General features: G+C 32.8%; 11 protein-coding genes. 7 read left to right on the forward strand and 4 right to left on the reverse strand.

Translation table 11 applies throughout. The features are described 5' to 3' along the window. Positions 1–157: 157 nt before the first annotated feature. The 4 genes from SOP96_RS18985 to SOP96_RS19000 form a co-directional block, all read right to left on the reverse strand. The gene (locus tag SOP96_RS18985; RefSeq protein ID WP_326322447.1) at positions 158–1,018 is read right to left on the reverse strand and encodes a thiopeptide-type bacteriocin biosynthesis protein; all 861 of its coding nucleotides are present in this window, start codon (positions 1,016–1,018) and stop codon (positions 158–160) included. An 18-nt stretch (positions 1,019–1,036) separates the two neighbouring features. Further along, a complete protein-coding gene (locus SOP96_RS18990) occupies positions 1,037–3,235 on the reverse strand; it encodes a lantibiotic dehydratase family protein (protein WP_326322448.1) in 2,199 nt (732 codons plus the stop codon). A 3-nt stretch (positions 3,236–3,238) separates the two neighbouring features. Next, a complete protein-coding gene (locus SOP96_RS18995; RefSeq protein WP_326322449.1) occupies positions 3,239–5,437 on the reverse strand; it encodes a prolyl oligopeptidase family serine peptidase in 2,199 nt (732 codons plus the stop codon). A gap of 70 nt (positions 5,438–5,507) precedes the next feature. Then, positions 5,508–5,693 (reverse strand): hypothetical protein, encoded by a 186-nt coding sequence (locus tag SOP96_RS19000; RefSeq protein WP_326322450.1) that lies wholly within the window; start codon positions 5,691–5,693, stop codon positions 5,508–5,510. Positions 5,694–5,912: 219 nt separating this feature from the next. Between SOP96_RS19000 and SOP96_RS19005 the strand changes: the two genes are divergently transcribed. From SOP96_RS19005 to SOP96_RS19035, 7 genes are all read left to right on the forward strand, one after another. Beyond that, entirely contained in the window at positions 5,913–7,682 is a 1,770-nt protein-coding gene (locus SOP96_RS19005) for a helix-turn-helix domain-containing protein (protein ID WP_326322451.1), read from the forward strand. A gap of 222 nt (positions 7,683–7,904) precedes the next feature. Beyond that, on the forward strand, positions 7,905–8,096 hold the full coding sequence (locus SOP96_RS19010; RefSeq protein WP_326322452.1) for a TIGR04139 family peptide modification target: 192 nt from the start codon (positions 7,905–7,907) through the stop codon (positions 8,094–8,096). A gap of 52 nt (positions 8,097–8,148) precedes the next feature. After that, the gene (locus SOP96_RS19015) at positions 8,149–9,057 is read left to right on the forward strand and encodes a hypothetical protein (RefSeq protein WP_326322453.1); all 909 of its coding nucleotides are present in this window, start codon (positions 8,149–8,151) and stop codon (positions 9,055–9,057) included. After that, positions 9,054–9,956, forward strand: a complete 903-nt coding sequence (gene gwsG / locus SOP96_RS19020) for a grasp-with-spasm system ATP-grasp peptide maturase (protein ID WP_326322454.1) — start codon at positions 9,054–9,056, stop codon at positions 9,954–9,956. Before SOP96_RS19015 ends, gwsG begins: the two co-directional genes overlap by 4 nt. 222 nt (positions 9,957–10,178) lie before the next feature. Further along, a complete protein-coding gene (gwsS, locus tag SOP96_RS19025; protein ID WP_326322455.1) occupies positions 10,179–11,264 on the forward strand; it encodes a grasp-with-spasm system SPASM domain peptide maturase in 1,086 nt (361 codons plus the stop codon). Between the two features lie 159 nt (positions 11,265–11,423). Next, positions 11,424–12,932, forward strand: coding sequence for a thioredoxin domain-containing protein (locus SOP96_RS19030; protein WP_326322456.1), 1,509 nt, complete (start codon positions 11,424–11,426; stop codon positions 12,930–12,932). 83 nt (positions 12,933–13,015) lie between these two features. Then, positions 13,016–15,208: a peptidase domain-containing ABC transporter gene (locus SOP96_RS19035; RefSeq protein ID WP_326322457.1), complete on the forward strand. Its 2,193-nt coding sequence runs from the start codon at positions 13,016–13,018 to the stop codon at positions 15,206–15,208. Positions 15,209–15,246 lie beyond the last annotated feature (38 nt).

Consider the following 15,246-nt stretch of genomic DNA (forward strand, 5'->3'; position numbering starts at 1 on the left):
TTAGGACTTATTTATCGGAATCAACAAAATTTAGGATCGGCAGAAATCTAAAACAAAATGTGATCCGAAAGACGCTCTTTTATTATTTTTCAAAATTCTTCCGGTCATTTTTTTTTGCGGGTTCATTCCTGAATTTTCTAAAAGAAAAACAGGATATTTAAGTTTTCATTATAACAATTCCCTGATTATTGCTCACTGATTTATAATACCTCATCAGATAGTCATAGATTACCATTTCAAATACCCTTTGTTGAGAAACAAATAATCTGTTAATATTCATATGAAATATACTTTGAAAGAATTCGTGCAGAGGTATTGCTGAGGATAAATTGTTGCTGCGCAAAATAATTTCCTTAAGTACAGGATCCTTTTCTTCGATATGAGAAAATATAAAATCCCTGGTTTCTGAAAATTCATCAGATTGAAGAAATGCCGTGTATTTCGGTTTAAACGCTCGGTATTTTTTATCCAGGCCGGAATTTAGTTTTTTATCAGCATTGAATTCCGTTTTAAAAGCATCATTGAAGCGTTTAATCCATAAATGCTTTTCCAGGATGGAAAGTCCGAGCTTGTTTAGGATTTTATCAATATAGAAAAGACTTACCATAATTTTTTCTTCATCTTCGAAGTGAAGGCATTGCAGCGTGAATTCACTGTTTTTATGGAATAATGATTCTGCTTCTTCCATGACAGTGTTTCCGTATCGTTCTATTTCCCTGTTATACGTGTCAATCTGAATGGTTTCAATTTCTCCGCTGTTGACAAATTGTTCAAATGACTGGTTTATTTTCTCTAGAATTTCATTATAAAAAGTAAAACTATTCAATAGCAATCTTATTCTCAAATGCGGTTTCGGGTCATTGTAACGGATGAAAAACCATTTTGAAATATATTCTTTTTGCTGAAAATAATCTACAAAAGGCTGAATAATGTCTTCCAAAACAAGATCGGCTGTTTTTATCCCTGTGTAGATTTTCAGGTAAAGCCACTCGCTTCCGGGAGGGAATTTTCTTTTCATCGTATATGTTATGTTTTTTTATTGTATTTTGTACATCGGAAAGATGAACTCACGTTTAAAATCATCATTTTCGTTATATAGAAATTCTTCAATGATAATTGTCTTTTCCGATTTCAGGATCTGAAAAAAAAGCTTTACTGCATCGCAATTTTCAAGATTAAAGGTTAAGGTATTATCCGATTTCACCCATTGAATCCATTGCGGAATTTTTCTTTTTTCTCTCCAGTTTTTAAAGGCCGCTAAAGCCTGGTTTTTATCTGCTGACATTTCCATTGCGGCAATATCTTTTTCATTGATCTTCCACTGTGCCTTTGAGAGAATGATGTTTTTATATTCTACTCTCGGCAAAAAATGGTAAATCTGGCTTAAACTTCCCCAATCGAAACATAATCCGGTTCGCATATTTTCTGAATTGAGTTCGGAGAGAAAATGATAAACAGGAAGCGTGTTTGTGAAGTAGTTGTGGGCATTGGTGAGATAAGGCCTCACTTTTTTATTTAATTTTTTCGACCGTAAAACAATTCTGTTATCCTGAAAAGAAATATAAAGATCATCAACAGATATTTGGTTTTCTTCAGGTAATACTGATTGCGCCAGATACGGTATTTCGTATGATCGTATGGTAGGCCTTCGAATGACATTTCCTATTCTCGCTTCAGGAAGATGAATAATTTCTGCTACCATTTCATCACTGCCATGCTCTGCCCTCCAAAGCATTTCTTCTTTTTGGGTAATAGTTTTTGTTAAATTCTGTACGTTTGCTTTTTCCGAGCAGAACCTTCCCAGGAGATTGGCCGCACTGCTTCCGCCACCGTTTCCTACAGATAATTTTTCAATTCCGTTTTCTGAAATTATTTCTGCCATAAAAGAAATGGTATCCGGAAGATCATTCCAGTTTTCAATAAATCCTTCAAAATCTTTATCAGCCAGGCTGATTACCTGTCGGTTTTCTGTTAACGCTTCCTGTAACTTTTCATTGAGAATTTTCTGAACGGGATTCAGAATGAGGTTCAAAGCCTGCTTTTGGGGAACATCGGAAATTGATAAATCTTCCAGATAAGGATGAATCCCTTTTGCTGTGATGTGCTGTTTGTAACCGATTCCTATTTCGGTATCAAGCACATAAGCCAACGGCATTTCCTGTGTTTCAAACCTTTCATAAAAAGCTTTTTTAAATTTCTCTACATGAGATTGCTTCTGTGATAATGTGATCTTATTAAGAAAGCTGATTGCTTTTTTGAGCTCTTTTTTCCATTCGCCGGACAATATGAATTGGCCGTTGTAATAGAGATCAGTCTGGAAAAGGTATTTTTGATCGTATTTGGTATTGAATGTTTTAATCAGTCCTTCAATTTCGGTATATTTTGAAACAGGATTCCCGATATTCTGATCCAGTTCGTTTAGCTTCTTTTTTATGTCGATTAAAATTTTAGCTTCATCATTTGCTTTTATCTTGCTTAAAACAGTAATGATGACATCTAAAAAATCTTTTCCCGATACATTCGGTTCGAGCTCGCTCACCAATACCTGATTGCTGATGAGCTCTTCCACAAATTCTTCCGCTTCCATGTCTGAGATTTGTTCATTCACCAAAATTCCGGCAATTTCCTGTAAGGTTCTGCCCTGCTTTGAAAAGTGCAATACATGCTGCAGCTCTTCTGAAAGTGGCGCCGAAGAAATAATATATTCCCTTTTTCCTTCGGTGTACTGGTATTCAACATAACGAATTTTACGGCCCACCTTATAAATACTGTTGTTAGGAAAAAACAACAGCTGGGTTCTGATCTCTTCCAGCTGCATAAAATGCTGAGCAAGAGCGACCAGGAAATGCATATCCAATTTCGTATCCCTGACTTTTTCTGAAACCGGAATTGTCATCCTGACTTTGTCGAAGGATCCCAACCCTACTCCCGAAAATAATCCGAAAGGTGTACACCGGCAGCTTATTCTGCTATAATATTTTAACAGGGTTTGTTTTAGTTTCTGAAATTCTTTAGAAGAAAAGTCTTTTTCTGACTGGATCCATTTACAGGCTTCATCGTGAAGGTTGGGTGACGCGAGATAAAGCGCCTCCAGAAAAACAGGATTTCTGCAAATTTCTTGTAACTCCGAATCAGGAATTTCATTTCTGCTCAGTTGGTCCTGAAAGTCTTTCCGCGAAAATAAAGGAGTACGAACCACGAACTCATCAAAAAACTGATACGGGAAACGGGGCATTGTTTATTTTTTTGTGTTTTCTTTGGGTTGGTAATCGGGGTGTCCTAATTGCCAAAAAGCGAAAGCGAAAATGTCTGCTATACTTGCATATCTCTTTACAATAGAAATGTCTTTTCCATGTCCTCCCTCATAATCTATTTTTAATAGTTTAGGATTAGATGAAATATCATCTGCTAAAAGTTTAGCCACAAATTTTGTGGACATCCAGGGTTTAACTCTTGGATCGTTTATTCCTGCTGTAATAAGCATGGCAGGATATTTCCGCCCTTTTTTAACATGGTGATAAGCGTCCATTTCTAATAAACCTCTAAATTCCACAGAATCTTTCGGATCACCATATTCTTTTACAGTGGTTCCTCCTGTGCCATTTTGTTCTACTCTTACTGTATTTAATACTCCTGATTCAATAATAACCGCACTAAACAAATCTGGTCTTTCAATTACAGCTCTTCCCATTAGAATACCTCCTGCACTTGCACCTAATAATGCTATTTTTTTTGATGAAGTATATTTTTCTTTTATTAAATATTCGGCACAAGCAATCAAATCTTTCCAAGAATTTGGTTTTTTCAGTTTTTGCCCATCAACATGCCATTGATCTCCTTTCTCTCCTCCACCTCGAACATGAGGAACCGCTACAATACCTCCCTGATTTGCCCAAAGCAAATAACTAATGGAAAAATACGGAGAATAAGATTCTGCAAATGCCCCGTAACCATTCATCAATACTGGAACTGTACCGTCTCTTTTTATATTTTTATTATATATTAGAGATAAAGGAACTTCTACGCCATCGTATGATCTCACGGTAGTTTCTTCTACAACAATATCTTTAAATTCAGGATATTCAATAACTGGAGCAAGATTTTCTAAAGTGAAATCATTCGTTTTTAAGTTATATCTGAACCGCTGTTCATCATTTGCCCAACCTGAACAACTTACCCATATATCAGAAAAGTTTTTTCCTTTTGATGACAAAATAATATCTCCTGATACATAAGGAAGTTTTATAGGAATTTCTTTACCATCCTTATATAAGTATAGTTTTGCTTCAACACCATTTTTAGTAGTAGTAAAATAAATTCCATCTTTTGTAACTGTATAATTATCTAAAACTTCATCTTTCTTTTCAGCTACAATTACTTTTGGATTTTTGAAGTTCGGATTTTGAACATTTGTTTTGCATAATTTATAATTGGATGAGTTATACCCTGAAAAAAAAATAATTTCTTCCCCTACAAGTCTAATATTATGAACTTTACTATCCTTATCATATAGTGGCTTCCAGTTCTTTTTTCCCGCTAACAGATCTTTTTTACTAATAATAAATGTTTTTCTAAAATCTTCCGAATCAACCAGTATTCCAATATAGTAAGCATCATCAGCATTAAAGGCTAGTATTGAAGGAAAAGTATCTTGATCAATTTTAAGGTTGGGATTATTTATATTTGAAAAAACAACATTTCTGTTATTTGGATTCTCTCCAATTTTATATAATACTGATTGAGTATTTTTATTAAACAAATGAGACTTTGTGTCTGTGACTGGATAATAAACATAAAAGAAACCAGAGTTATCTTCTAACCATCTAATCCCTCCAATATTGGAGGGATTAGTCTGATTAATAACTTCAGGATAAATATGTTTGGTTTTTACATCTATTACTATAATCTCCGATAATTCTTTTCCCTTTTCCGACAATGAAATAGCAATTACACTTCCGTCCCAACTAGGACTTATAAGATTAATTATAAATTCATGGCTAACATCAGGTGTATTATCAAAAGAAGAGGTAAATGAAGAAGGATCGTATAATAATTTTTCTTCTCCTGAAAAATACTCCCTATAGTATACTTTTGCTGTTTTTTCTCCTGCGTTTCTCTTTAAATAAAAATATTTATCATTACCTGTTATTCTTAAATCAGATACAAAATAACCTTGTCTTTTATCAAATTCTAGTCTTTTATCTAAATAATAATTCCGATTAGGGATTTTATTCAGCAAAGAATTGGTGTAATCTGTTTGAGACTTCATCCAAGATATTGTCTGATGGTCTTGCAAATTCTCCAAATTTCTATAAGTATCAATTACTTTAATTCCAAAATATTCATCTGTAATTGATTGAGATGGAGCCAGATTATTTTTCTGCCCTTTTACAAATACTATCGAAAATAAAGTGATGAAAAAGATTTTAATTTTCATGTTTAATTTAAATATGATAAATATGCAATTTAAGAATTTAATTATTTGTATTCAGATAATGATTCTGCATTTAAATGTGTAAAGAGTCGTCTTTCTGTTTACTGGCATTTTCTGGATATGTACACCCATCAGCATTTGCTAATTCTAAGTTTTGATTAAGTTGAGTACCACCTAAAACTTTCTGGGGATTACTAATTTTAGTAAGTTGTAACTTTTTAAGCGTTAGTCTTTTTGTTTGTTCTTGTTTTCTCATCATAAAAAAATTAAAGATTGTGATGCAAATAAAGTTATATTTTTTTGAAATCTAAAAGAATCGATCTATAAATTCATGAATTTATAGATCATTATATACAATTTATATAACTTAAAATCAAATGATTAAAAATAAAATCAGAGAGTTAAACATAATTTTTGTTAAAATAAAAATTAAAGTAAGAAAAATAATACTTTTGCAAAGTTCTTACTACTTATAAAAATGATGAAATCTAAAATCTTTATATTATTCTTTCTATTATGTCCTATTTACTATACGTTGCTAAATGCACAAAAAAGCAAAATCAACAATGATAGTTTATCAACTTATAGTTATTCTGCACTTGAAGAAAAATTTTATAATTTAAAAGAAAGTAATAAAATTGAAAAATCTATATCGGTTGCTCAATATTATCTAATAAAGGCTAAAGAAGAAAAAAATAATAATCATATCGCAGAAGGATATGTAATGCTTCATTATAACCAGCCTTTTAAACGTTCATTACAATATATCGACAGCTTAGTTCTTTTTGAAAAATATTTACCAAAAAAAGACTATCCTACCAGGATTTATTTATTAAAGGGGCGGATATATTATGATTATGATAAAGAAAAGCTGGCATTAAATAACTTTATCACCGCTTTAAAATACGCAAAAGAAAAAGATAACAAGCGACATATTGCTATCGCGGAGATTTATATTGCATATCTTAATAACTATATAGGAAAACATGCAGAAGCAGCTAAAGTACTGCAATACTACTATTATAATGGAGATTTCTTAAGCGATAGTGAACATGAACATGTCAGGCTCAACTTGGCAAGTACTCTATTGGATATTAATAACCTTGAACCTGCAGTAAAATTAATACATGAAGGATTAAAGAATACTTCTGAAAAAAAAGATATTGAAAGATATAATAAATATTTATTATTTCTGGGCTTATATAACTTAAAGTCAAAACATTGCAAACTCGCTATTAATAATTTAAATAAATGCAAAGCATACTTTTTAAAAAAATCTGATAATTTAAACTCAAGTTATGCATTATTATATTTGGGGCAATCTCATGCTCAATTACAGGAAAGAGAGAAAGCAGTTGAATATTTTCTAAAAATTGATTCCATAGTTCAAAAAACACATACTACTTTTCCAGAACTTAAAGAAGTATATCCATATGTTATTGAATATTATAAAAGCAAAAATGATAAGGAAAAACAACTTTATTATATCGAACGGTTTTTAACAATATACAAAGACTTGGATTCTAAGTTCAGATACATCTCAAGGGAGTTACCAAGAAGGTATGATGCTCCCAAGCTTCTTCAGGAAAAAGAAAATATTATTAATGAAATAGAACGCAAAAGAACAACTTCCTATGTAATTGCCGGAATTTTGTTACTTGGTATGAGTATATTAATACCATTATATTTTCGTTCCAAAAAAGCAGAAAAACGAAATAGAAAAATTGCGCAGGAGCTTATACGGTCAGTAAATGATAAGGCAGTATTAAATAAAGATAATTCACAGGAAGACGATAGTCCGGGCAGTATTACAGTACAACAAGAAGATATAACGGGTAAAACCAGCAACATTATACCTGATTATGTTGTTCAGAACATTCTTAAGGAATTAGCCATTTTTGAAGATAAGGAAAATTATCTAAAAAAAGGAGTCACGTTATCAAACCTTGCTAAAAAAATTAAAACCAATTCCAAATATTTGTCTGAAATTATCAACAAGCATAAAGGAAAAAACTTTGCAGCTTATCTGAATGAATTACGAATAGATTATGCTATTAACAGACTTGCAAGAGATAAAAAATTTCGTTCTTACAAAATCCCATTTATTGCCGAAGAGTTAGGATATAATAACGAGCAGGCATTTACTCTAGCCTTTAAAAAGAAAACAGGGACACCGCTTACAACCTACTTAAAAGAAATTGAAAAAGCAGAAAACAAGCAAATAAAACGCAGTATATCAGATAATTAATAGTTATAATTTTATGAATTTATACATATAGATTCATGAATTTATAAACTATTTACTTGCAATACAAATTACTTTCTCTCACCTTTGCTTCAACAAAAAACACAAATGTTTATTTTTTGTAGGTGCGCACTGCAAAGTATAAATGAAAAACCGCTGATCAGCAAAAGCCCATGCCGGGGTTTGTACGGCAAACAAAAATCTTTAATTTAAAAATTAACAAAAATGAAAAAGTTAACAGGAATGAAGAGTAATTTCTCTTCTTTGGAAAACAAAAAATTAGAAAATTTACAAGTAGTTCAAGGTGGAGGTGGTACTGCTATAAACTATGTAAATACTAACAAAGGTGATTGTCCAGACAAAGAAACATGGAAAGATCATAAACTTGTAAATACTTTGGTAGTTGGTGATTGCTAACTAATAGGGGAGGAAAATCCCTCCCCTGTTTATAAAATCTAATTGAAGGTTTATGAAACAAATATTGATTACAAAACAAAATATAAAAGCAATTAGTCCCATTTCTATTATATTTATATTCATTTTTATTCTTTTTTCTTCATGTAAAAGCAAAGAACTCAATTATATTACTTATTACAATAAAGTAAATGAAATTGACAGTATTTATAGATTTCAAAAAGATACTCTTACTGTTATCAAAAAATATAAAAAACTATTCAGAAAATATCCCCCTAAAAACCAAGAACGCATTCAAGAGTTTGATACATTTATTAGACTTTCAGATAAGTATCATAAAAATTTTGGAGGGAAAAAGAGCTTATATAAGTTAATATCTCTAGTTGCACCCTATGATAATGAATACAAAGAATTATTATGGCTTTACAAAAAACATGGCATAGACAGCTTGGAAGTGAAAAATGAAATTGCACGATGGAAAAGAAGCTTAAATAAAAGATTAGTAGATTCTTTTACGGTTGCTTTTATAAGAGATCAGGAAGAAGGTCGGTCAAATATTCTAATAATGCAAAAGAATGATCAAAAAAATGCCGAGCTTATGAAATGGACTTTTGAAAATTATGGTTATCCATCATTACAGAGGATTGGAATTATAGGAAATAATGACGTATTCATGCCTATGTTAACATTTTTCAGTCATATGTCGGGATCAAAATATTATCCCTATTTCAAAACTAAATTATTAGAATACGTAAAATCTGGTGATTGTCTTCCCAGAGATTATGCGACAATGGTTGATAGGTATAACTTACAAGTTAGCAAAGAAGACATACTTTATGGATATTATACTGGTAATAAAACAATATCTGATACAGTAAAAATTAATCATAATCGTAAAACTATAGGTCTTCCAAGTATGAAGCATAGTGCCAAAATTGCAAAAGATTTTTTTAAGAAAAAATGATACTTATTATTTCTAACAATAATGAAAGAACTACTACTGAAATAACAAAGTGGCTTTCAATAATGGATAAAAAATTTATTCGTGTACATGAAGACGAGGTTTTTGAAATTAAAGTAGATAATAAAAAAATTTTTATAGAAAGTAGCAGGAATAAATTCTTTTTGGATGAAATCACAAGTGTTTGGTACAGAAGAGGTGGATTACGTTTTATTCATCTAAAATATGAAAATATTTCTATTAATGAGCATATGAATGAAGTACAGCATTGGCTCTATGATTATGTTATAAAAACATTAGAATCTAAAAAACATATTAATAAAGAAAGTAATAGTGATGTCAATAAACTTCTTGTTTTAGAACAGGCACAAAAATTTGGTTTAGAAGTTCCTATATATTTTCTTGCAGAAAATACAAAAGACGTTCATCTACATAATACAATTATAAAAACGATTGCCGGAAATCCAATATTAGATAATATAGATCAACAATCAGACGGTATCATGTATACCACAGTTATTAATAAAAAGGAAAAAAATAATTTCTTTATCACATTTTTTCAGGAAAAAATTGAAAAGGATTTTGAGATTAGAAGTTTCTATCTGAATGGCAAGATTTGGTCTATGGCAATTTTTTCGCAAAATGACGAACAAACTAAAACAGATTTTCGCAAATACAATCTTAAAAAGCCTAATAGAAACGTTCGTTACAATCTTCCTGTAGAAATTGAACATAAAATACAGCTTTTGATGAAAGCTTTGGACCTGAACTGCGGTTCATTGGATTTTATAAAAAGTGGCAACAAATATTATTTTTTAGAAGTCAATACGATAGGTCAATTCCTTGGTCTGTCTCTTACATGTAATTATAATTTAGAAAAAGAAATAGCAGATTATCTATAAATGATCTGGGTTTCTTTTGTTATTTAAAATTAATTATTCTATAATAATGAAAAAGATTAAAGAAAAGCACAAATTACCTCTTACGTTCAAGTATATAGAAACTTTTAATACCAAAAAGTCTAAGCAAAACATAAAAGACATAATTTATTTTACTGAATGTAAGAAACACCAGACTGATTATTATGTTCGAGAAAAACCTACTAAATCTCTAGTAAGAATGCTATGAAATACTTCAATCTCTTTAGCAATATAATGGTAACTAAGGGCGCAGGAAGAATTCTTATTTCTGATCTGCAAAGAAATGTTTCAGAATTACTTCCTTTAGAATTAAATGATTTAATTGAAGAATTAAAACTGGATTCTATTGAAAATGTTTTTAATAAATATGATGCAGAATCCGGAAGTATCCTTCAGGAATATTTAGATTTTCTATTGGAAAAAGAATACGGTTTTATTACTCAAAATGACTGGGATAGAAATTTTCCGCCACTTTCATATAATTACCAGGATTATAGTATTTTGTCTAATCTTTTTATGGAACTTAATGATATTAATGTACTTCATAAAATAAAATCATCTATCGAAAATATGGAGATACAGCATCTTGTATTATATTGCAGCAGAGATCTTTCCCAAGATGAAATAGTGGAAATTGATCAGATTTTCGAGAACTCCACTTTGCAGGGAATTGAGATTTTTTCTCCGTTTCATAATATAATTGATGAAGCTTTTATAAGCAGCCTTGATAAAAAGACCACAAGAATTTACAATCTGGTCTTTTATAATTGTCCAAAAGTGCCGTTTAAACTCAAAGATATTTTTAGATTTGCAGTAAACTTCACCAAGCAAAACCTAAAAATATCATCCTGCGGAAAGGTAAACTTAGAATATTTTAATACCAACCTGCCAAAAGTCTTGGAAGCTGTTAATCACAATTCCTGTCTCCACAAAAAAATAGCAATTGACGCAGAAGGAAATATCAGAAACTGCCCTTCCATGCCTCAAAGTTTCGGCAACATAAAAGATTTGACGTTGGAAGAAGCGTTACAGCACAAAGATTTCAAAAAATACTGGAACCTTACCAAAGACCAGATTGAAGCCTGTAAAGATTGCGAGTTCCGCTACATCTGCACCGATTGTAGAGCGTACACCGAACGCAGCCATACCAACAATGAAGGGTTAGACATTTCAAAACCTTTAAAATGCGGCTACAATCCTTATACCGGTGAGTGGGAAGAATGGAGTACAAATCCTTTAAAACAAAAAGCAATACGATTTTACGCTTCGGTAAATACTTTTCACAGTTAGTATTACAGTCAGGATTGCAGGTGAATACATATTAAAACTCAACATTTTCAGGTGCAAAAAATTAATTTAATAAGTAGTTACAGTATTATTATTTCTCACAAAATTGAAAAAACTTTGTTTTTTTTCAAACATCTGCTTATTTTAGTGAAAAATATTAATATGCCATTGGATAAACTTATTAACTACCTCAAGCTTGATAAACAGGAGTTTATGTTTCAGTTTAATTCCCACCCCAATTATCCTTCTGCATTAGCATTCAGCGACACCCTTAACTTTATGGGGGTAAGAAACGATGCCTATGAGCTTGATAAAGAATATTGGGACGAGCTGCCGGAAGAATTTATTGCTATTGTAGACAGTAATTTTTCATTAGTTAAGAAATCGGGAAATCAATATTCCATCTATTCGGATAAAGCGAAAACTGTAAACAAAGATGAGCTTCACCAACAATCTACCGATTTTGTGCTGCTTTTTGAAAAAGACCCGGCTATAAATAAATCCGTTACCAGTTATAAGCCATTTCTGTACGCCATTTTTGCTGTTATTGCGCTGTATTCAGTTTTAACACTATCCTGGTACGAAGCTTTATTTAATCTCCTTTCGCTTTCCGGAGTTTATATTTCACTTGAGATTTTCAGTCAGAAATTCGGAAATACCTCTGCAGTGATAGGCAGCATTTGTGGTGATACAGCAGGAAACCAAGCCGTTAATGCATGCAATAAAATTATAACTCAGGATAAAACAAGCATTTGGGGGTTGAAGTTCTCAGATTTTTCATTGATTTATTTCATAGGAATTGCCGTTTTAGGATTATTCTTACCTGCCACTTCATTTGTATTGAAAGGTTTTACCGTCGCATCATTGCTGGCTATCGGTTATTCATTATATATTCAGGGATTTATAGAAAAAACATTTTGTCGGGTTTGCCTTTTGATTATCTCTGTTTTAACAGTTCAGCTTATCATCAGCATTTTTCTTTTTGAAAATATGTATTTTGATGTGAAGACCGCTTTATTGAGCATTACTTTATGGGCTATTCTTATCTTTTCAGTTATATATCTTAATACCACCCTTGAAGAAAAGGAAAATCTCCAGAAGTCTAATGCAAAAAATTTAAGATTCAAAAGAAACTATGATGTATTTAAAAGAGAGCTTCTTGAAAACGAAAAAGTACAATTTACAGACAATGAAACATTTTTAGTGGGGAATAAAAACGCAAAAATCCATCTGTCGATTATTTCAAATCCTTATTGCGGTTTTTGTAAAGATGCGCACAAAATTATGGAAAATCTCCTTCGGAAATATCCGGATGACATTTCAGTTCAGCTAAGGTTCAATTATACCCCGGATAAGCAGAATGAAAAATTCACCCACCTTATTTCAGATTTCATGTACACCTATAAAAATAAAACTTCCGAAGACTTTTTAAACCTCGTTGAATATTGGTTTGAAACAAAAGACGAAGATAAAACAAGATTGAAAGCCGGAATTACTTCTACCCAAGAAGACCTTTCCCCTCTTATCAGTTTGTCCGCCGAAAACAAAAATGCGGGGCTTAATTTTACACCGATCATTTTGATTAACGGCTACCAGTTTCCTGATAAATACGACCGTGAAGATATTTATTATTTTATAGATGAATTAACGGAAGATGATGATATTGTATAAAAATAATTTCAGTATTATAAAATTTATTAAATTGGGAAAAATAAAAACAGAACCGGGGAAACCTAAACACAAAAAATAAATCATTGAAATCCTTTCCATTCTACCGCCAGCCCGATTCCAAAGACTGCGGTCCTACGTGCCTTCGTATTGTCAGCAAATATTATGGCAAAACCATTTCCCTGCAGCAGATCCGTAACCTCTCGGAAACCACCCGCGAAGGAAGCAGCCTTCTGGGATTGAGTGATGCTGCCGAAGACCTGGGATTCCGCTCACTGGGTGTGCAGATCGATTTCAAAACCCTGGTCGAAGAAGTTCCTCTCCCATGCATTGTACACTGGAACAAAAACCATTTTGTGGTTGTTTATAAAATCGACAAAAAAAATAAAGTCTACATATCAGATCCCAGCTACGGGCTCATTACCTACAGCAAAGAAGAATTTATCAAGCTTTGGATCGGAGAAAACGCTACTGAAAGCACCGAAGAAGGAATTGTTTTAATCCTTGAAACAACCCCTGCATTTTTTCAAACTGAATTTGATGATCAGGAAAGCAAAGCCAGCTTTTCTTTTCTTTCAAAATATCTTTTAAAATACAAATCTCTTGTTATCCAGCTGGCGATAGGCCTTCTGGCGGGAAGCTTATTGTCCCTGATTTTCCCTTTCCTTACCCAGAGCATCGTAGACGTCGGCATTCAGAATCAGGATCTGAATTTCATTTACCTCGTACTTTTAGCCCAGATCATGCTTTTTATTGGCAGAATGGGAATTGAGGTGATCCGAAGCTGGATTTTGCTCCATCTTTCCGCAAGAATCAACATTTCCATCATCTCCGATTTTTTTATTAAACTCATGAAACTCCCCATCAGCTTTTTTGACACACGGATGACGGGAGATATCATGCAAAGAATCAATGACCATCACAGGATTGAGCAGCTGTTAACAAGCTCTTCTTTAAATACCTTATTTTCACTCGTCAACCTTATTATATTCAGCATTGTCCTTTTATTTTATGATTACAGGCTGTTTGTTGTTTATCTGGTGGGAGCTGCAGCGTATATCGGGTGGATCAGTTTTTTCCTGAAAAGAAGAAAAGAACTCGATTACAAAAGATTTTCCCAGGTTTCGGAAGAACAGAGCAAGGTGATTGAACTTATCAACGGCATGCAGGAAATTAAAATGCATAACGCCGAAAAACAAAAACGGTGGGACTGGGAATTTCTCCAGGTAAAACTTTTTAAAATCCGGATCAAATCATTATCCCTGGAGCAATGGCAGTCCGTGGGCGGGAATTTCATCAACCAGATGAAAGATATTCTGGTAAGCTTCCTATCTGCCAAATTAGTGTTAAGCGGAAACTTAACGTTAGGGATGATGCTTTCCGTACAATATATCATCGGGCAGCTCAACAGCCCGTTGCTGCAGCTTATCGATTTTATCAAACAATCTCAGGATGCCAAAATTTCTCTCGAAAGGCTGGGCGAAATTCATGATAAAGATGATGAGGAAAACGCAGACGAACAATACACCCACGACCTTCCACAAAAAGACATCGAAATTGAGAATTTGTCATTCCGCTATATCGGTTCAGAGGCGCATGTTTTTGAGAATTTAAATTTAAACATTCCCTACCAAAAAACCACCGCTATTGTGGGAGCCAGCGGAAGCGGGAAAACAACCCTGCTGAAGCTTTTGATGAAGTTTTATGAACCGAATCAAGGCGAAATAAGGCTGGGCAACACCAAGCTTAAGAACATTTCTCCCCGGTTCTGGAGAGATCATTGCGGGGTGGTGATGCAGGAAGGCTATATTTTTAACGATACCATTGCCAATAATATTGCAGTGGGCGAAGATTACCCGGATAAGAAAAAACTCCGAAAAGCAGTAGAAATAGCTCATATCAAAGACTTTATAGAAGAGCTGCCTTTAAGCTACAATACCAAGATCGGAAATGAAGGACTGGGCGTAAGCGGCGGACAAAAACAAAGATTATTTATTGCAAGAGCCGTGTACAAATCTCCGGAATATATTTTCTTTGATGAAGCCACTTCTGCTCTCGACGCCAATAATGAAAAAGTAATTATGGAAAATCTTGAACAGTTTTTTAAGGGTAAAACTGCCGTGGTAATTGCCCACAGGCTGTCTACGGTAAAGCATGCCGATAAAATTATTGTTTTAGACAAAGGAAAAGTGGTGGAAGAAGGAACCCACACCGAACTTGTGGCGTTAAAAGGTGAATATTACCGGTTGGTAAAAAACCAGCTTGAATTGGGAAATTAATGTACTTTATCAAGGTTCAGAATCTTTGACAAAGTTTT

This window comes from Chryseobacterium salviniae, from assembly GCF_035819015.1.
GTDB classification, from domain to species: domain Bacteria; phylum Bacteroidota; class Bacteroidia; order Flavobacteriales; family Weeksellaceae; genus Chryseobacterium; species Chryseobacterium salviniae.

Bases quoted from the DNA above. Each gene is read 5' to 3' on its own strand.
- gwsG (WP_326322454.1), top strand. From the start codon at position 9,054: ATGATACTTATTATTTCTAACAATAATGAAAGAACTACTACTGAAATA.
- SOP96_RS18990 (WP_326322448.1), bottom strand. From the start codon at position 3,235: ATGCCCCGTTTCCCGTATCAGTTTTTTGATGAGTTCGTGGTTCGTACT.
- SOP96_RS18995 (WP_326322449.1), bottom strand. From the start codon at position 5,437: ATGAAAATTAAAATCTTTTTCATCACTTTATTTTCGATAGTATTTGTA.
- SOP96_RS18985 (WP_326322447.1), bottom strand. From the start codon at position 1,018: ATGAAAAGAAAATTCCCTCCCGGAAGCGAGTGGCTTTACCTGAAAATC.
- SOP96_RS19015 (WP_326322453.1), top strand. From the start codon at position 8,149: ATGAAACAAATATTGATTACAAAACAAAATATAAAAGCAATTAGTCCC.
- gwsS (WP_326322455.1), top strand. From the start codon at position 10,179: ATGAAATACTTCAATCTCTTTAGCAATATAATGGTAACTAAGGGCGCA.
- SOP96_RS19005 (WP_326322451.1), top strand. From the start codon at position 5,913: ATGATGAAATCTAAAATCTTTATATTATTCTTTCTATTATGTCCTATT.
- SOP96_RS19000 (WP_326322450.1), bottom strand. From the start codon at position 5,693: ATGATGAGAAAACAAGAACAAACAAAAAGACTAACGCTTAAAAAGTTA.
- SOP96_RS19030 (WP_326322456.1), top strand. From the start codon at position 11,424: ATGCCATTGGATAAACTTATTAACTACCTCAAGCTTGATAAACAGGAG.
- SOP96_RS19010 (WP_326322452.1), top strand. From the start codon at position 7,905: ATGAAAAAGTTAACAGGAATGAAGAGTAATTTCTCTTCTTTGGAAAAC.